This is a genomic window from Streptomyces sp. UC4497, from assembly GCF_054871485.1.
This window is the reverse complement of the sequence record NZ_JBTYHB010000066.1, coordinates 1-18,292: the sequence shown is the minus strand read 5'-3', so window position 1 is coordinate 18,292 and position 18,292 is coordinate 1. Positions and strand designations below refer to the sequence as shown.

The following is an 18,292-nucleotide window of genomic DNA, read 5'->3' as shown; positions in this document are numbered from 1 at the left end:
GCGGCGGCATCCGGAATTAGTCTGACCGGCCCACCACCAGCCATGTCGACGGCAGCTCGATACGACCGCCGTCGGCCGAGAAATCCGTCGTCACGAGCGGCAGCTCCCCCGCGGCCAGGACCGAGAGGCCCGCCGCCGCCACGTACTCCGGCACCACCTCGTCGGAGACCTCGCCGGGCGCGATGCCGTGCGCGAACACCTCGCCCAGCTTGGGCGGCGGCCCGGCAGGCCCCGTCGCCAGCTCCTCCAGGATCGGCCGCGCCCGCTCCGACAGCTCGACCACGAAGCCGCGCCCGCGCTCGCCGACGAGCGCCGCGATCGCGTCGACGAGCAACTGCCGGTCGGTGGGCTCGCTCTGGTGCAGCACGCCCCGCATATAGACGTTGACGTCACCCAACTCGGCGTGCAGGGAGCCCATTTGGTTGTTGTCGGTGGCGTCGAGCTCGCGGTAGTCGGCCTGTCCCGCAGGATCGGCCTCGCGGGCCCGGCCGAGGGCGGCCGCCGACAGGTCGGCGCCGACGACTCTCGGGTAGCGGTCGGCGAGGAAGCGGGTCTGCGTGCCGTTCCCGCAGCCGAGGTCCAGCATCGGCAGGTCCGGCGCCGCCAACTCCGGTTCGAACAGGGCGAGATGGAGCCCCGCCGTGATTGCGGGCTCGGAGTCCCAGAAGACGCCTCCCGGCTCGGGCGATGCGTCCTGCCAGAAGCTCTCCCACGCTTCCTTGTAGCGCTCGCTCACGCTCATGGAGCCCTCCCCAGGGTGCGGCAGCCGAAGTGTCAGCTCGGTCTACCGCTCCTGGACACGCCCCACAAGAACGCCGTACGCACCTTCACCGAGAAGACGCGGAAAGTTCGAACCACACGGTCTTTCCCGTCGCCGTGCGACTCGTGCCCCACGCGCGCGAGAGCCGCGCCACCACGCGAAGACCCCGCCCGAACTCGTCACCGGGCCCCGCGCTGAGCAACGTCGGCAGCGCGTGCTCGGTGTCCTCGACCTCGCACAGCAGCGTCCCCGAGCGCACCAGGCGCAGCTGCACGGGGCCGCCGCGCGCATGACGTACGGCATTGCTGACGAGTTCGCTCACGATCAGTTCCGCGGAGTCCGAGATCCCCGACAGGCGCCACCGCGCGAGCCGCTCGCGTACGAGACCACGCGCGCGTGACACCTCGGCGGGCTCCGGGGCGAAGGTCCAGTGGGCGACGTCGTCCGCCTCGAACCCGTTGAGCCGCGCGAGCAGCAGTGCCACGTCGTCCTTGCGGCCGCCCCTCGTGGCCAGCGAACGGATGATGGTGTCGCAGGCGTCGTCCATGGAGGCGGCCGGGTGGGCGGCGGACTCGCAGAGCGTCGCGAGGCCCACACCGATGTCCTCGCCGCGCACCTCGACCAGGCCGTCCGTGCACATCACCAGGCGGTCGCCGGGCGCGACCGGAACCCGTACGGACTCGAACGGCACGCCGCCGACGCCGATCGGGGCGCCCGTGGGCAGTTCGAGCAGCTCACTGCCCCCGTCGGCCGCGCGCACAAGGACGGGAGGGATGTGCCCGGCGTTGGCGATGTGCAGCTCTCCGACGATGGGGTCGTAGACGGCGTAGAGACACGTCGCCAGATAGTTGTCGCCGAGCCGCTGCGCCAAGTCGTCGAGATTGCGCAGGAGTTGAGCGGGCGGCAGATCGAGCGCGGCCATGGTCTGCACGGCGGTCCTCAACTGCCCCATCATCGCTGCCGAGTTGAGCCCGTGCCCCATCACGTCACCGACGACGAGCGCGGTGCGCGCGCCCGGCAGCTTGATGGAGTCGAACCAGTCGCCTCCGACCCGCCCGAGCAGCGTGCCCGGCAGATAGCGGGTGGCGATGTCGCAGCCCGGCATGTGCGGCTCGATCTGCGGCAGCATGCTGTCCTGGAGCGTCTCGGCGACGGCCTCCTGGTACGTGTACATGCGCGCGTTGTCGAGTACGAGGCCGGCCCGCGCGGCTAGTTCGGCGCCGGTCACGCGGTCCATGTCGTTGAAGACGGGCCGCTCCTGGTGCCGCAGCAGAATCATGAAGCCCAGCACGACATTGCGCGCCTTGAGCGGCACGACCAGCATCGACCGGTGGTTGATCAGTGGCCGGATGTCGCGCTTCTCGAACTGCGACGCGATCGCGTTGCCCATCTCCTCCGAGATGTACGGCACGAGGACCGGGTCGCCGCTGGTCATGCACTGGAAGAACGGCGTGTGCACCGGGAACGGCATGGACTCGCCGACCGGTACGACATCGTCCCAGCGGCCCGGCTCGTCGGTGTGCTCCAGGGCGACGCGGTGCCACATAGTGGTGGCGTCGGGCGCGCCCTCGGGGAAGCCCTCGCCCGCGACGACCTGCTCACGCAGATACGTGCCCGCCACATCGGTGAAGCGGGGCACGACCGCGCGGCTGACCTCGACGATGGTGCGGGACAGGTCGAGGGACGAACCGATGCGCCCGCTCACCTCGTTGAGAAATTCGAGGCGGTCGCGTACGGCCGCGTATTCGAGGTCTTCCGCGCTGTCGGCGTCGTCGAGCGGTGCGCGTGGGGAGGGCACGCCCATCGCGGTGGCGCGGGCGGCCTGCGCGCGGCGCGCCTTGCGCTCGGTGCGCCGGGAGACACCCCAGTCAGCAGTCACAGGCACCCGATCATGCTGACTGAACTCCAGCACCGGATACCCGAGTTCGAGCACCTGCGACACGATCCGCGCACTCTCCGAAACGCTCATGCTCGGCAGGATCTCGGGCAGCTTGCGGGCGAGTTCCTCGGCCGCGGGGAAGTCCGTGTGCAGCGCGAAAGCCGGGGCTATCCGCTCGACCTCCGCCCCCTCGCCGCCGCCCAACTTCTGGGCGTCGACGGCCAGTACGAGCAACCGCTCCGGGCCCGGGCCCACCAGGGGGTACGCCCACCACAGAACGTCGATGCGGTCGCGGGGGCCCGCGCTGGTGTCGAGGCGGGCGCGTCCCGCGGCCGGGTAGGACAGCTGTCCGCCGAGCGATTCCTCCAAGTCGTGCGGCGCGGGAACCTCTTGAGGTAGCGCGCCGGAGACCGGCAGGAGGTCGGCGGCGGGTCGCCCCACCGCGTCCTCCTTGGGCGGACCGAAGAGGCGGTGGGCGCCGCTGCTCCAGTGCGAGACGCGTCCCGCGTGGTCGATCACCACGACAGCGAGCGGGACGCGGCCCTGCGGGGCCTGACCGGTGCCGTCCATCGCCGCGTTCCTTCCCTCCGGCGCGCCGGGGGTGCGCGCCGCCTCTCCCCACGGTACGGCTCCGCCGGTTGGCGGGTGGCTTCTTGCCGGTAATTACGCCAGGGACCTTGACGCCGGGGGCCCCTGCCACCCCACCGATCCACCGCCTCGGGGCCCTGCCCCGGCCCCGCCTCAGTCCTCGTGCCCCAGCTGAAGGTCCCGTTCCGTCCGCCCACCCCCCGCCACCTGAAGCACCGTCGCCACCGGCGGATAGCCCGCCGCGATCACCGTGTACTCGCCGGACGCCAGGTCCACGAAGCGGAACGTGCCGTCCGGGCCCGTGGTCAGCGTGTCCACCACGTTGCCCGCGACATCGAGCAGCGTCACCCTCGCGTCCTCCACCGGCCGGCCGCCACCCGCCCGCACCGTTCCCCGCAACATCGCCCCGCCCGCGAGCTCCACGTCCTGGCGGGTCTCACGGGAGGCCATCACCGTCACCGGCAGTGCGGCCGGCCGGAACGCCGGGGCGCTGGCGGCCAGGGTGTACTCGCCGGCCACCAACTCCGTGATGACGTAGCCCCCTTCGCGGCCGGAGCGCGTCGTCGACACCACTTCCCCGTGCACGTTCGTCAACGTAACGATCGCTTCGCGTACGGGAGTTCCGTCCGCCGTGAGCACCGAACCGGCCAGCCGACCCGCTCCGCCGAGGACCACGTCGAGGTCCACGGGGCGTTCGCCGACCGTGACCGTCACGGCCTGCGGCTGGTGGCCACCGGCCGCCGCGATCAGGACGTACGACCCCGTACCCGGCGTCGCGAGCGCGTAGCGGCCGTCGTCGCCGCTCGCGCCACGGCCGATCTGGGAGCCGCCCACGTCGATGAGGGTGAGCGCGGCGCGCGGCACCGGCGTGCCGTCGGAGTGCCGTACGGTCCCGCAGACCGGGACCCCGGCGGCGTGGCCGGTGGCACGCTCCTGCGCGGGAATGGCATGGGTCTCGGAGCCGACGGAGCCGGCGGAACTGGACAACAGGGGTGTCTCCTTGAGGAAGAAGGCGAGGAGCAGGCCAAGGACGAGGACCGGCACCAGGTAGAGGAAGATCCGGGGCATCGCGTCGGCGTATGCCTCGATGTACGGGGTGCGCAGCGCCGCGGGCATCGCGTGCACGAGCTGCGGGGTGATGGACTCGGCGTCGGGCAGCCGCCCGCCGCCGGTGACCCGGTCGGCGAGGGAGTCGGCGAGCCGGTCCGCGAAGAGCGTGCCGAAGATCGCGGCGCCCACGCTGCCGCCGATCTGCCGGAAGTAGTTGTTGGCGCTGGTGGCGGTGCCGAGGTCCGAAGCGCGTACGGAGTTCTGCACGGCGAGCACGAGGACGGGCATGATCAGGCCGATGCCCGCGCCCAACACGGCCATGTAGACGCTGTATTCGAGGCGTGGCGTGTCCACTTCGAGCCGCGACAGGAGGTACATGCCGGCCGTCGAGAGCGCGCCTCCGAGGATCGGGTAGAGCTTGTATCGGCCCGTGTGGCTGATGAGTTGGCCGGAGACGATGGAGGCGACGACCACCCCGCCCATCATCGGGAGCATCAGCAGGCCCGACTCGGTGGCCGACGCACCGTCGACCATCTGGAGGAACGTCGGCAGATAGCTCGCCGCGCCGAACAGCGCGACGCCCACGACCATGCCGACGAGCCCGCTGACGTTGAACACCGAGTCCCGGAACAGCCGCAGCGGGATGAGGGGTTCGGCGGCGAACTTCTCGGCGAGGAGGAAGAGGAGCGTCGAGGCGAGGGCGCCCGCGCCGAGCCCGATGATGACGCGGTCGCCCCACTCGTACTCGGTCCCGCCCCAACTGGTCAGCAGCACAAGACAGGTGGAGGCGGCGGCCAGCAACAACGCGCCCATGACGTCGAGTCGGGGCTTCTTGGTCGGCTTGGGGAGCTTGAGGACGACCGCCGTGACCGCGAGGGTGAGCAGGCCGAACGGGACGTTGATGTAGAAGCACCAGCGCCAGGACAGATGGTCGGTGAAGTAGCCGCCGAGCAGCGGGCCCGCGACCGAGGCGAGGCCGAACGCGGCGCCGATCAGGCCCATGTAGCGGCCACGTTCGCGCGGCGGCACGATGTCGCCGATGATCGCCTGTACGCCGATCATGAGCCCGCCCGCGCCGACGCCCTGGAGGGCGCGGAACGCGATGAGTTGGTCCATCGTCTGCGCGCGGCCCGCGAGCGCGGAGCCGACGATGAAGACGACGATCGCGAACTGGAAGACGCCCTTGCGGCCGAAGAGGTCGCCGAGCTTTCCGTAGATCGGCAGGCCGATGGTGGAGGTCAGCAGGTAGGCGGTGATCGCCCAGGACATCTTGTCCAGGCCGTGCAGTTCACCGACGATCCGGGGCAGCGCCGTGGCGACGATCATCTGCTCGAGGGCGGCGAGCAGCAGCGCCAGCATCAGGCCGACGAAGACCATGCGCACGCGGCGCGGGCTGAGCCCGTGGCCGGGCAACTCGGCGGGCTCCGCGGGCCGTTGCGGCCCCTGCGGGAGATCGGGCGGGGCCACCGGATCCCCGACCGGATCGGTCACCAGCGTCACCGTGCCCACCTGCAGCTCCCCTCGTCGCCCTTGCCCGGCCATTTCTCGCATTACGCGACAACTGGGGGCAAGCGCGACGATTCGCTGTTCAGGTGGGCCGGATCGACGTATCCGCCGGTAGGAGCCCTACGGCGTACAACGGCGGCAAAACGAAAACCACTCGAAACGGTGAGCGGCGGATCAGTGCGCGAGGGTCACGACGCGGGGGTCACGACGCGAGCCTCACAACTGCCCGCCCACGCAGGCTACTTCTCGACCTGGGCCGCGAGCCCGGCGAGCACGGCGTCGTAGATGCGGCCGAGGCCCTTGGGAGCGAAGGTCTTCTCGAAGAAGCCGCCGATGCCGCCCGCGCCGTTCCACACGGTCGTGACGACGACGCGGGACTGGCCCTCACCGGCCGGCGTGACGCGCCACGTCGTGACCATGGAGGAGTTGCGGTCCGTCTCGACGAGCTCGCCGTCGGTCGGCTCGGTCACGTCGAGCAGGCAGTCGCGCACGCGCTTGCTGGTGGCCTGGAGCTTCCAGTGCACGAGCGTGCCCTCGCCGTCGCCGCCCTCGCGCACCTCGTACTCGCTGAAGTGCTCGGGCAGCATCTTCGCGCGCGTGCCGCTGTAGTCGGCGAGGGCGTCGAAGACGTCGTCCGGCTTCGCGGCGACGACACGTTCCGTGGTGGCCTCGACCTGCGCCATGACACTTCCTCCAGCAATTGGTTCTTCAGGGACCGCCCATGGGCGGTGTCAAGACAACCACTGTCCGTACCGGCCGCCCAAATCGGGGCCGGACCCCGGCCACACCTGCTACGTGGGGCGTTCGCACGGGGATCGCACCGGGTTCGCACGATCAAGGGAACATGTGTTCTATTCTGTGGTCAGTGCTACCGAGGAGGCGTCATGCGCTGGGAGAACCTCACGGACGAACCCGCCGACCATGGGCGAGCCCGGGATGCCGCGCTGTTCGGCGCGGACGCGGTTGTGAGCAGGACCTTCGACACCCCTGAGTTCCGTGGCGTGACGTTCCACGAGATCCGGGCCCGGTCGATCGTGAACCGGGTGCCGGGGGCGTCCCGGATGCCGTTCGAGTGGACCGTCAACCCGTATCGGGGCTGCACTCACGCGTGCGTCTACTGTTTCGCGCGCAACACCCACCGCTATCTGGACCTCGACACCGGGCTCGGCTTCGACAGCCAGATCGTGGCGAAGATGAACGCGCCGCAGCTGCTGCGCCAGCACCTCGCCTCGCGTCGCTGGCACGGCGAGCACATCGCGATGGGCACGAACGTCGACTGCTATCAACGGGCCGAGGGCCGCTACCAGTTGATGCCCGGCATCATCGAGGCGCTGCGCGACTTCGCGAACCCGTTCTCGATCCTGACGAAGGGCACGCTGATCCTGCGCGACCTGCCGATCCTTCGCCAGGCGGCGGAGGTGACGGACGTCGGGATCTCGGTCTCGGTCGGCTTCGTGGACCGGGAGCTGTGGCGCACCGTCGAGCCGGGCACGCCCGCGCCCGAGCGCCGCCTCGATGTCGTACGCGCCCTCACCGACGCGGGGATCGGCTGCGGGGTCCTGATGGCCCCGGTGATCCCCTTCCTCGGCGACCACCCCGATCAGCTGCGGGCGACGGTCCGCGCCATCGCCCAGGCGGGCGCGACGTCCGTGACCCCGCTGGTCCTGCATCTGCGCCCCGGCGCCCGCGAGTGGTTCATGGGGTGGCTCGCGCAGCACCACCCGCACCTGGTCCGCCGTTACGAGCGGCTGTACGCGGAGGGCGCCTACGCCCCGAAGTGGTACCAGCGCCGCGTGACCCGCCAGGTCCACGAACTGGCGGAGGAGTACGGCATCGGCCCGTCCCGGGCGGCCACGACCCGGCGTATCCCCGCCCGCGAGGAGACGCCGACCCCGGAGGCGGCCCCGACCCAGCTCACGCTCCTGTGAGGATGGCCCCCATGACACACCTCACCCACATCCCCACCCCCGACGGCGTCGCACCGGCCGCCGCCTACAGCCACGTCGTCATGGGCACCGGCCGCCTCATCGCCGTGTCCGGTCAGCTCGCCCTCGACGAGAAGGGCGAACTGGTCGGCGCGGGCGACCCGTTGGCGCAGGCGCGGCAGGTGTTCGAGAATCTGCGCCGGTGCCTCGCGGCGGCGGGTGCGTCCTTCGACGACGTGGTGAAGGTGACGTACTTCGTGACGGACGTGGCCCACATGCCCGCCGTGCGGCAGGCCCGCGACGAGTTCCTGGACCCGGCGCGGCTGCCCGCCGCCTCCGCGGTGCAGGTCGCCGCTCTGGTGTCGCCGGACTTCCTGATGGAGATCGAGGCCCTGGCCGTCGCGCCGGAGTAGGGCCTGATCCGAACGACAGGCCCCAACCGCCCCGCCCACCCCCGCGGCAGCCCCCGCCTCACCCCTCCGGCAACCTCGCCAGCGCCGCCTCCGCCGCCATCGCGAGGCGCTGGTGCGTGGCCGCCTCCTTCAGTACCTCGCGGGCCCGCGGGTCGGCGAGGCTGCCCAGGCCCTCCACACAGGCGAGGGCCACCTTCCGGTACGGGTCGTGCGGGACGAGGCGGCGACGGAGCGTGGCGATCAGGGCCGGGGCCGACTCCGGGGCACGGAGCTGGGTGAGCAGGCGGATGGGGTGCAGGGCGTAGGCGACGCGCAGCTCGTTCGTCGCCAGGGCCGCGGCCGCCCGCGCCGTACGCGGGTCGCCGAGCGCGGCCAGCGCCCGCGCCGCGGCGGCGCAGCGCTGCGGATCACGGTGGTTGAGCAGCAGGACGAGGGATTCGAAGGCGCGGCCGTCGCCGGCCATGCCGAGCCGGTACGCCGCCAGTTCCCGCGCCCACAGCGGCTGCTGCGGCGCGGTCAACACCGCCGCCAGCTCATCCCTGTCGTGCGTGTCTGCCAGCTGCTCGAACGCGGGCGTTCCACCGGATTCCTTCCGGATGCGTTCCGTTACCGTTCGCGACTCTTCGTCCATGACGTCGAGGGTAGACGCGCACGGCCTGCGGCGACGTAGATCACAGGGACCTTTCAACACCGAGGACTGGCGCGCTCGTTACTCGCTGGTTAAGCTCAGGTGAGCGGGGCATACTTCCCGCAGCACCGCTCGCGGCGGCCTGGTGACGCAGCCGTCGTGAGTGTCAGTCGGTTCGGTACCCGTGTGTACCGCAGTACGGCTCGGCCCCGGGACAGGGCCGCCGGTTCGATTCAACTCCCGCACCGCCCACACCTGTTGGCAGCACGCGCAGCTCACACAGCTCGCGCAGTTCACTCCTGCCCGGTTCGCGTGCGTGCGGCGGATCAGTCGCAGCAGTCCTCACCCTCATCTTCTGGAGTCCCCAGATGGACGCTCCCCTGTCCCGTATCTCGACTGTGGCCGTCGTCGGCCTCGGCACGATGGGCACCGGCATCGCCGAGGTCCTGGCCCGTGCCGGGCGCGAGGTCATCGGCATCGACATCAGCGAGTCCGCCACCGCGCAGGCCGTGGCGTCCGTGGAGGCCTCGACGGCGCGTGCGGTGCGCCGTGAGCACCTCACCGAGCAGCAGCGGGCCGACCTGCTCGCCCGCTTCCGTACGTTCACCGACCTCCAGGCCGCGGCCGAGGCCGACCTGGTGATCGAGGTCGTCCCGGAGTCGTACGAGCTCAAGCAGCAGGTCTTCCGCGAGCTTGACGGCATCGTGCGCCCCGACACCATCCTCGCGACCGGCACCAACGCGCTCTCGGTGACCCGGCTCGCCGCCGATTCGGCGCGGCCCGAGCGCGTCCTCGGCCTGCACTTCTTCAACCCGGCGCCGGCGATGAAGCTCGTCGAGGTGGTCTCCAGCGTGCTCACCGCGCCGGCCGCCGTCGCCACCGTCACCGATCTCGCCATCGAGCTGGGCAAGGACCCGGTGGCGGTCGGCGACCGGCCCGGTTTCGTCGCCGACGGGCTGCTTTTCGGCTACCTGAACCAGGCCGCCGCCATGTACGAGGCCAAGTACGCCTCGCGCGAGGACATCGACGCCGCGATGAAGCTGGGCTGCGGGCTGCCGATGGGCCCCCTCGCGCTGCTCGACCTGATCGGCGTCGACACCGCGCGTACCGTCCTGGACGCCATGTACGCCGAGTCGCACGACCGGCTGCACGCCCCCGCCCCGATCCTCAAGCAGCTCAGCGAGGCGGGTCTGACCGGGCGCAAGGCCGGCCGTGGCTTCTACACGTACGAGGCGCCGGGCAGCTCCGTCGTGGTGCGCGACGCGCTGACGCCGCTCAGCGACGCGCTCACGGGGCCCGCCCGCACCGTGCGCTCCGTCGGCGTCGCGGGCTCGGGGACGATGGCGTCCGGGATCGCCGAGGTGTTCGCGAAGGCCGGGTACGACGTGGTGCTCGCGGCCCGCAGCGAGGAGAAGGCACAGGCGGCCAAGTCCCGTATCGCCAAGTCGCTTCGTCGCTCCGTCGACAAGGGCCGGATGACCGCTGAGAACGCCGAGGAGGCGCTCGGACGCATCTCCCCCGCCGGTTCCTACGACGCGTTCGCCGATGTCGATCTGGCCCTGGAGGCCGTCGCCGAGGACCTGGACGTCAAGCGGCAGCTGTTCGCGACGTTCGACAAGGTCTGCAAGCCCGGCGCGATCCTCGCGACCACGACCTCCTCGCTGCCCGTCGTCGCCTGCGCCCGCGCCACCTCGCGCCCGCAGGACGTCATCGGCATGCACTTCTTCAACCCGGCGCCCGCCATGAAGCTCGTCGAGGTCGTGCGCACCGTGCTCACGTCCGACGAGGTGCACGCCACCGTCCGCGAGCTGACCCGCAAGGTCCGCAAGCACCCCGTGGACTGCGGGGACCGGGCCGGGTTCATCGTGAACGCGCTGCTCTTCCCGTACCTGAACAACGCGATCAAGATGGTCGAGCAGCACTACGCCTCGCTCGACGACATCGACGCCGCGATGAAGCTCGGCGGCGGCTACCCGATGGGCCCGTTCGAACTGCTCGACGTGGTCGGCCTGGACGTCTCGCTCGCCATCGAGCGCGTGCTGCACCGCGAGTTCCGCGACCCGGGCCTCGCCCCCGCGCCGCTCCTCGAGCACCTGGTGGCCGCGGGCTGCCTCGGCCGCAAGACCGGCCGTGGTTTCCGCGAATATGCCAAGCGCTGATTCGTTCGGGGAGGCCGAATCCGGTTGGGGTGGGCTGCTCGGGGAGCCGGGCGGCCCGCTGACCGGGGCACCACCGGGCACGTACATGCAGTACGTTCGGGTCATGTCCAAGGCCGACCAGTCCTCCCGTACCTCCGCCACGCCCGACGCCCCGGAGAGCGCCGCGGGCAATCGGGCCGCCGCCCAGCGGCTCAAGATGCGCCGCGAGCTGGCGGCCGCGGCGATGGAACTCTTCGCCACGAAGGGGTACGAGGCGACGACGGTCGACGAGATCGCCGCGACCGCCGGGGTCGCCCGGCGCACGTTCTTCCGCCACTTCCGCTCCAAGGAAGAGGCGATCTTCCCGGACCACGACGACACCCTGGTGCGCGCGGAGGCCGTCCTGAACGCGGCGCCGCCCCTGGAGCACCCGCTGGACACGGTGTGCCGGGGCATCAAGGAAGTCATGAAGATGTACGCGGCGTCGCCGACGGTGGCGGTGGCCCGCTACCAGCTGACCCGCGAGGTGCCGACGCTGCGCGAGGCCGAGATCGCCTCGGTGGCCCGCTACGAGCGCCTGTTCACCCGCTATCTCCTGGGCCACTTCGACGAGCAGGCCCACCACGACGGCAACGACGACCCGTTGCTCGCCGAGGTGGCCGCCTCCGCCGTCGTCACGGCCCACAACCACGTGCTGCGCCGCTGGCTGCGGGCCGGCGGCCAGGGCGACGTCGAGACCCAGCTCGACCACGCCTTCGCCATCGTGCGCCGCACGTTCGGCACCGGCATCGGCGCGGGCCGCACCCCGGCCGCTCCATCGGCCCCCGCGCAGGTCTCGCAGAACGGCGAGGTCCTGGTGACGGTGGCACGCACGGACGCGCCGCTTCCGGAGGTCATGCGCACGATCGAAGAGGCCCTCAAGAACCGGTAGCGGAACCAGCCGCTCCTAAGGCGCCTCACCTGGCACGCAGTGCCAGGTGAGGCGCCTTTTGCGTTCCCCTTCCCCACCGCCACCGACCGCGGCGATCGATCATCGATCCTTTCCGCGCCCGGAAACCCGCCCCTGACCTCGCCTGATCGATCATCGCTCACTTGAACAACAAAAATTCATCTGAGCGAAATTTATGGCACGCAGTGCCTTGTGCGTTGTCACGGCGTGCCATACGTTGAAGGTGTCCGGGCGGCCGGCGCATGGAAAACTTCCGTGCGAGGGCTGTCCCCGCGAGGCACGTACGACCGTGATTCGCGCGCCCGGACGCCTGCGTCACAGGCAACCTTCCGCGCCACACCAAGCGCTGCCACAGCACCACCCCGCCGAACCGACGGCACACACCCTCATCGCACCACCGCAGCCATCAGCCACACCCGACTCAGCGTTCCCCTCAACGCTCACCGCCGGAGGCACCACCGTGAAGGACATCCTGGACGCGATTCAGTCGCAGAGCGCCACGTCTGCCGACTTCGCCGCCATTCCGCTCCCCGACTCGTACCGCGCGATCACCGTGCACAAGGACGAGACGGAGATGTTCGCCGGGCTCGAGACCCGCGAGAAGGACCCGCGCAAGTCGATCCACCTGGACGACGTGCCGATCCCCGAGCTCGGTCCCGGCGAGGCGCTCGTCGCCGTCATGGCCTCCTCCGTGAACTACAACTCCGTCTGGACCTCGATCTTCGAGCCGATGGCGACCTTCGGATTCCTGGAGCGCTACGGCAGGTTGAGCGAACTGACGAAGCGTCACGACCTGCCGTACCACATCATCGGCTCCGACCTCGCGGGCGTCGTGCTGCGCACCGGTCCCGGCGTGAACGCCTGGAACCCGGGCGACGAGGTCGTCGCGCACTGCCTCAGCGTCGAGCTGGAGTCGAGCGACGGCCACAACGACACGATGCTCGACCCCGAGCAGCGCATCTGGGGCTTCGAGACCAACTTCGGCGGCCTGGCCGAGATCGCGCTGGTGAAGTCCAACCAGCTGATGCCGAAGCCGGACCACCTCAGCTGGGAGGAGGCCGCCGCTCCCGGCCTCGTGAACTCCACCGCGTACCGCCAGTTGGTGTCCCGCAACGGCGCCGGAATGAAGCAGGGCGACAACGTCCTGATCTGGGGCGCGAGCGGCGGACTCGGCTCCTACGCCACCCAGTTCGCGCTCGCCGGCGGCGCCAACCCGATCTGTGTCGTCTCCAGCCCGGAGAAGGCCGCCATCTGCAAGGGCATGGGCGCCGAGGCGGTCATCGACCGCAACGCCGAGGGCTACAAGTTCTGGAAGGACGAGCGCACCCAGGACCCGAAGGAGTGGAAGCGCTTCGGCAAGCGCATCCGCGAGTTCACCGGCGGCGAGGACATCGACATCGTCTTCGAGCACCCCGGCCGCGAGACCTTCGGCGCCAGCGTCTACGTCACGCGCAAGGGCGGCACCATCACCACCTGCGCCTCCACCTCGGGCTACATGCACGAGTACGACAACCGCTACCTGTGGATGTCCCTGAAGCGGATCATCGGCTCGCACTTCGCCAACTACCGCGAGGCGTGGGAGGCCAACCGCCTGATCGCCAAGGGCAAGATCCATCCGACGCTGTCGAAGGTCTACTCGCTGGAGGACACCGGGCAGGCCGCCTACGACGTGCACCGCAACCTCCACCAGGGCAAGGTCGGCGTCCTCGCGCTCGCCCCCGAGGAGGGCCTCGGCGTGCGCGACCACGAGAAGCGGGCGCAGCACATCGACGCCATCAACCGGTTCCGGAACGTCTGAACTTCCGTAGGAGAGCCAGCAGATGACTGAGCGTCAGGCCGTGTCTGCGGCGCCGGGTGCGCCGGTGTCGAAAGAGACGAAGACAAGGGAGCGCAGCGACCGCGGGCTGAGGAACGTCGACGCCGGCATCCAGCGCCCGGTGCCGCAGGCACAAAAGGAAAGGGACCGGCCGTGGCTCATGCGCACGTACGCCGGTCACTCCACGGCGGAGGCGTCCAACGAGCTGTACCGGAACAACCTCGCCAAGGGGCAGACGGGTCTGTCGGTCGCCTTCGACCTGCCGACCCAGACCGGTTACGACCCCGACCACATCCTCGCCCGCGGCGAGGTCGGCCGGGTCGGCGTCCCGGTGTCCCATCTCGGTGACATGCGGCGGCTGTTCCAGGACATCCCGCTGGAGCAGATGAACACCTCGATGACCATCAACGCCACCGCCATGTGGACCCTGGCGCTCTACCAGGTCGTCGCGGAGGAGCAGGGCGCGGACATCGCGGCGCTCCAGGGAACGACGCAGAACGACATCGTCAAGGAGTACCTGTCGCGGGGCACGCACGTGTTCCCTCCGGGCCCCTCGCTCCGGCTCACGACCGACATGATCACGTACACGGTCGCGAACATGCCGAAGTGGAACCCGATCAACATCTGCAGCTACCACCTCCAGGAGGCGGGGGCCACTCCGGTCCAGGAGATCGCCTACGCGATGTCCACCGCCATCGCGGTTCTCGATGCCGTACGCGACTCAGGGCAGGTCCCCGAGGAGAAGTTCGGGGACGTCGTGGCCCGCATCTCCTTCTTCGTGAACGCGGGCGTCCGCTTCATCGAGGAGATGTGCAAGATGCGGGCGTTCGGGCGGATCTGGGACCAGATCACGCGCGAGCGGTACGGCGTCGAGAACGCGAAGCAGCGCCGCTTCCGGTACGGGGTGCAGGTCAACTCCCTGGGTCTGACCGAGGCCCAGCCGGAGAACAACGTCCAGCGGATCGTGCTCGAAATGCTGGCCGTGACGCTCTCCAAGGACGCGCGCGCCCGCGCCGTCCAACTCCCGGCCTGGAACGAGGCGTTGGGCCTCCCCCGGCCCTGGGACCAGCAGTGGTCCCTGCGCATCCAGCAGGTCCTCGCCCACGAGAGCGACCTGTTGGAGTACGAGGACATCTTCGCGGGCTCGCACGTCATCGAGAAGAAGGTCGACGAGCTGGTCGCCGACTCCTTCGCCGAGATCGACCGGATCCAGGAGATGGGCGGCGCCATGGCCGCCGTCGAGTCGGGCTACCTCAAGTCGCAGCTCGTCTCCTCGCACGCGGAGCGCCGCGCGCGGATCGAGGCCGGCGAGGAGAAGATCGTCGGCGTCAACTGCTACGAGGGCACCGAGCCGAACCCGCTCACCGCCGACCTGGACACCGCGATCATGACGGTGGACCACGACGTCGAGGCCAGGGTCGTGCGCGCCATCGGTGACTGGCGCACGACGCGTGAGGAGTCCTCCGACCGGCAGGGCATGGGCGATCCGTTCCACTACCCGACCACCGGGCAGGCGCTCGACCGCCTCAAGGAGGCCGCGGCCGGCACGGAGAACCTCATGGAGGCCACCCTCGAATGCGCCCGCGCCGGGGTCACGACCGGCGAGTGGGCCGCGGCCCTGCGCGAGGTGTTCGGCGAGTTCCGCGCCCCCACGGGCGTCTCGTCGGCGCCGGTCGCGGTCGCCGCCGAGGAGGGCACGCCAATGGCGGAGGTCCGCGAGAAGGTCCGCCGCACCGGCGACGAACTCGGCGGAAAGCTCCGCCTGTTGGTCGGCAAGCCGGGCCTCGACGGACACTCCAACGGCGCCGAGCAGATCGCCGTACGGGCCCGCGACGCCGGGTTCGAGGTGGTCTACCAGGGCATCCGGCTCACGCCCGAACAGATCGTGTCCGCCGCGCTCGCCGAGGACGTGCACTGCGTCGGCCTGTCGATCCTGTCCGGTTCGCACGCCGAGCTGGTGCCCGACGTGCTCGCCCGCCTGCGTGAGGCGGGCGCCACCGACATCCCCGTGATCGTCGGGGGCATCATCCCGAATGCCGATGCCGAAGACCTGAAGCGGGCGGGTGTGGCCGCCGTCTTCACCCCCAAGGACTTCGGCATCACGGAGATCATCGGCCGTATCGTCGACGAGATCCGCACAGCGAACCACCTCGACCCACTGGAGGTCCCCGCATGACCCAGGTCAACCGCCTTCGCCCGCGCCGTTCGTGTCTTGCCGTGCCCGGCTCGAACCCGCGCTTCCTGGAGAAGGCCCAGGGCCTCGACGCCGACCAGGTCTTCCTCGACCTGGAGGACGCCTGCGCCCCGCTCGCCAAGCCCGAGGCGCGGCACACCATCGTCAAGTTCCTCAACGAGGGCGACTGGACGGGCAAGACGCGCGTCGTGCGGGTCAACGACTGGACGACCGAGTGGACGTACCGCGACGTCGTGACCGTCGTCGAGGGCGCGGGTCAGAACCTCGACTGCATCATGCTGCCGAAGGTGCAGAGCGCCGACCAGGTCGTCGCCCTCGATCTCCTGCTCACCCAGATCGAGAAGACGATGGGCTTCGAGGTCGGGAAGATCGGCATCGAGGCGCAGATCGAGAACGCTCAGGGCCTCAACAACGTCAACGCGATCGCCGAGGCCTCGCCGCGCACCGAGACCATCATCTTCGGCCCGGCCGACTTCATGGCCTCCATCAACATGAAGTCCCTGGTCGTCGGCGAGCAGCCGCCCGGCTACGGCGCCGACGCGTACCACTACATCCTGATGAAGATCCTGATGGCGGCCCGCGCCAACGACCTCCAGGCGATCGACGGCCCCTACCTGCAGATCAAGAACGTCGACGGCTTCCGCGAGGTCGCCGGCCGCGCCGCCGCGCTCGGCTTCGACGGCAAGTGGGTCCTGCACCCCGGCCAGGTCGAGGCCGCCAACGAGGTCTTCTCGCCCTCCCAGGAGGACTACGACCACGCCGAGCTGATCCTGGACGCGTACGACTACTGCACGTCCGAGGCCGGCGGCAAGAAGGGCTCCGCGATGCTCGGCGACGAGATGATCGACGAGGCCAGCCGGAAGATGGCCCTCGTCATCTCCGGGAAGGGACGTGCGGCCGGCATGCAGCGCACGTCCAAGTTCGAGATCCCGGAGGCGTAGCGACAATGCAGTTCGGCCGCACTTACGAAGAGTTCACCGTCGGGGACGTCTACAAGCACTGGCCCGGAAAGACGGTCACCGAGTACGACGACCATCTCTTCTGTCTCCTGACGATGAACCACCACCCGCTCCACATGGACTCGAACTATGCGGAGAAGACGACGGACTTCGGCAAGAACGTCGTCGTCGGGAACTACATCTACTCGCTCCTCCTCGGGATGTCCGTGCCGGACGTGTCGGGCAAGGCGATCGCCAACCTGGAGATCGAGTCGCTGAAGCACGTGGCGCCGACCTTCCACGGCGACACCATCTACGGCGAGACCACGGTCCTGGACAAGACTCCGTCCAAGTCGAAATCGGACCGGGGCATCGTCTACGTAGAGACCAAGGGCTACAAGCAGGACGGCACGCTCGTCTGCGTCTTCCGCCGCAAGGTGATGGTGCCCACCGAGACGCACATCAAGGAACGCGGCGGCGAACAGCCCGGCCGCCCCCAGCTCAAGGAGCAGGAGAAGTAGCCATGGCACGACTCGCCCAGACCGCCGGTCTCACCGACGTACAGCAGGAAATTCTGTCCACCGTCAGGGACTTCGTCGACAAAGAGATCCTCCCGGTCGCGACCGAACTCGAGCACCGCGACGAGTACCCGCAAGCGATCGTCGACGGGCTCAAGGAGTTGGGCCTGTTCGGGCTCATGATTCCCGAGGAGTACGGGGGTCTTGGCGAGTCACTGCTCACGTATGCGCTGTGCGTGGAGGAGATCGCGCGCGGCTGGATGTCGGTCTCCGGCATCATCAACACCCACTTCATCGTCGCCTACATGCTCAAGCAGCACGGGACGCAGGAGCAGAAGGACCACTTCCTGCCCCGCATGGCGCTCGGCGAGGTGCGCGGCGCATTCTCCATGTCCGAACCGGGACTTGGCTCCGACGTGTCGGCCATCACGTCAAAGGCGGTTAAGGACGGCGACAGTTACCTTCTGAACGGCCAGAAGATGTGGCTGACGAACGGTGGTTCGTCAACGCTTGTGGCGGTTCTCACGCGAAGTGATGAAGGTCACCCGGAGGGCTCCGCGCCGCACAAGTCGATGACGACGTTCCTCGTCGAGAAGGAACCCGGTTTTGGAGAGGTCCGTCCGGGCCTGACCATCCCCGGAAAGATCGACAAGATGGGTTACAAGGGCGTCGACACGACCGAACTCATCATGGATGACCTGCGCATTCCGGCCAATCGCGTATTGGGCGGTGAGACCGGCCGGGGCTTCTACCAAATGATGGACGGCGTGGAAGTCGGGCGTGTGAATGTCGCCGCGCGTGGCTGTGGCGTCGCACAGCGTGCATTTGAACTGGGTGTCGATTACGCGCAGCAACGGCACACATTCGGAAAGCCCATCGCGCAGCACCAGGCGATCCAGTTCAAGTTGGCCGAGATGGCCACCAAGGTCGAGGCCGCCCATGCGATGATGGTCAATGCAGCACGCAAAAAGGACTCAGGGGAACGTAACG

14 protein-coding genes are annotated in these 18,292 nt (G+C 69.6%); 9 read left to right on the top strand and 5 right to left on the bottom strand.

Going from position 1 to position 18,292, the window contains the following annotated elements; genetic code table 11:
- Positions 1 to 16: 16 nt before the first annotated feature.
- From ACYSUO_RS41725 to ACYSUO_RS41710, 4 genes are all read right to left on the bottom strand, one after another.
- The gene (locus tag ACYSUO_RS41725; protein WP_461781424.1) at positions 17 to 742 is read right to left on the bottom strand and encodes a class I SAM-dependent methyltransferase; all 726 of its coding nucleotides are present in this window, start codon (positions 740 to 742) and stop codon (positions 17 to 19) included.
- 85 nt (positions 743 to 827) lie between these two features.
- The gene (locus tag ACYSUO_RS41720; RefSeq protein ID WP_461781423.1) at positions 828 to 3,209 is read right to left on the bottom strand and encodes an ATP-binding SpoIIE family protein phosphatase; all 2,382 of its coding nucleotides are present in this window, start codon (positions 3,207 to 3,209) and stop codon (positions 828 to 830) included.
- 171 nt (positions 3,210 to 3,380) lie between these two features.
- Complete coding sequence (locus ACYSUO_RS41715) at positions 3,381 to 5,786, bottom strand: MFS transporter (protein ID WP_461781422.1); 2,406 nt, start codon at positions 5,784 to 5,786, stop codon at positions 3,381 to 3,383.
- A gap of 236 nt (positions 5,787 to 6,022) precedes the next feature.
- Positions 6,023 to 6,466, bottom strand: a complete 444-nt coding sequence (locus ACYSUO_RS41710; protein ID WP_461781421.1) for an SRPBCC family protein — start codon at positions 6,464 to 6,466, stop codon at positions 6,023 to 6,025.
- Between the two features lie 201 nt (positions 6,467 to 6,667).
- Here ACYSUO_RS41710 and ACYSUO_RS41705 point away from each other — a divergent pair, with 201 nt between their 5' ends.
- Positions 6,668 to 7,711 carry an Rv2578c family radical SAM protein gene (locus ACYSUO_RS41705; RefSeq protein WP_461781420.1) on the top strand — a complete coding sequence of 348 codons (1,044 nt, stop codon included), beginning with the start codon at positions 6,668 to 6,670 and terminating at the stop codon, positions 7,709 to 7,711.
- 11 nt (positions 7,712 to 7,722) lie between these two features.
- Positions 7,723 to 8,121, top strand: a complete 399-nt coding sequence (locus tag ACYSUO_RS41700) for a RidA family protein (protein ID WP_461781419.1) — start codon at positions 7,723 to 7,725, stop codon at positions 8,119 to 8,121.
- Between the two features lie 58 nt (positions 8,122 to 8,179).
- On the opposite strand, the gene ACYSUO_RS41695 is transcribed toward ACYSUO_RS41700, so the two are convergent.
- A complete protein-coding gene (locus tag ACYSUO_RS41695) occupies positions 8,180 to 8,752 on the bottom strand; it encodes an adenylosuccinate lyase (protein ID WP_461781418.1) in 573 nt (190 codons plus the stop codon).
- Between the two features lie 365 nt (positions 8,753 to 9,117).
- Here ACYSUO_RS41695 and ACYSUO_RS41690 point away from each other — a divergent pair, with 365 nt between their 5' ends.
- The 7 genes from ACYSUO_RS41690 to ACYSUO_RS41660 all read left to right on the top strand — a co-directional run.
- On the top strand, positions 9,118 to 10,908 hold the full coding sequence (locus ACYSUO_RS41690; protein ID WP_461781417.1) for a 3-hydroxyacyl-CoA dehydrogenase family protein: 1,791 nt from the start codon (positions 9,118 to 9,120) through the stop codon (positions 10,906 to 10,908).
- A 103-nt stretch (positions 10,909 to 11,011) separates the two neighbouring features.
- Complete coding sequence (locus ACYSUO_RS41685; protein ID WP_461781416.1) at positions 11,012 to 11,818, top strand: TetR family transcriptional regulator; 807 nt, start codon at positions 11,012 to 11,014, stop codon at positions 11,816 to 11,818.
- Between the two features lie 478 nt (positions 11,819 to 12,296).
- A complete protein-coding gene (ccrA, locus tag ACYSUO_RS41680; protein WP_461781415.1) occupies positions 12,297 to 13,634 on the top strand; it encodes a crotonyl-CoA carboxylase/reductase in 1,338 nt (445 codons plus the stop codon).
- Between the two features lie 178 nt (positions 13,635 to 13,812).
- Complete coding sequence (locus tag ACYSUO_RS41675; protein WP_461781425.1) at positions 13,813 to 15,828, top strand: protein meaA; 2,016 nt, start codon at positions 13,813 to 13,815, stop codon at positions 15,826 to 15,828.
- Positions 15,825 to 16,787 (top strand): HpcH/HpaI aldolase/citrate lyase family protein, encoded by a 963-nt coding sequence (locus tag ACYSUO_RS41670; protein ID WP_461781414.1) that lies wholly within the window; start codon positions 15,825 to 15,827, stop codon positions 16,785 to 16,787. Before ACYSUO_RS41675 ends, ACYSUO_RS41670 begins: the two co-directional genes overlap by 4 nt.
- Before the next feature lie 5 nt (positions 16,788 to 16,792).
- Positions 16,793 to 17,305: a MaoC family dehydratase gene (locus ACYSUO_RS41665; RefSeq protein WP_461781413.1), complete on the top strand. Its 513-nt coding sequence runs from the start codon at positions 16,793 to 16,795 to the stop codon at positions 17,303 to 17,305.
- Positions 17,306 to 17,307: 2 nt separating this feature from the next.
- On the top strand, positions 17,308 to 18,292 hold a 985-nt coding region (locus ACYSUO_RS41660; RefSeq protein ID WP_461781412.1), incomplete at its 3' end, for an acyl-CoA dehydrogenase family protein.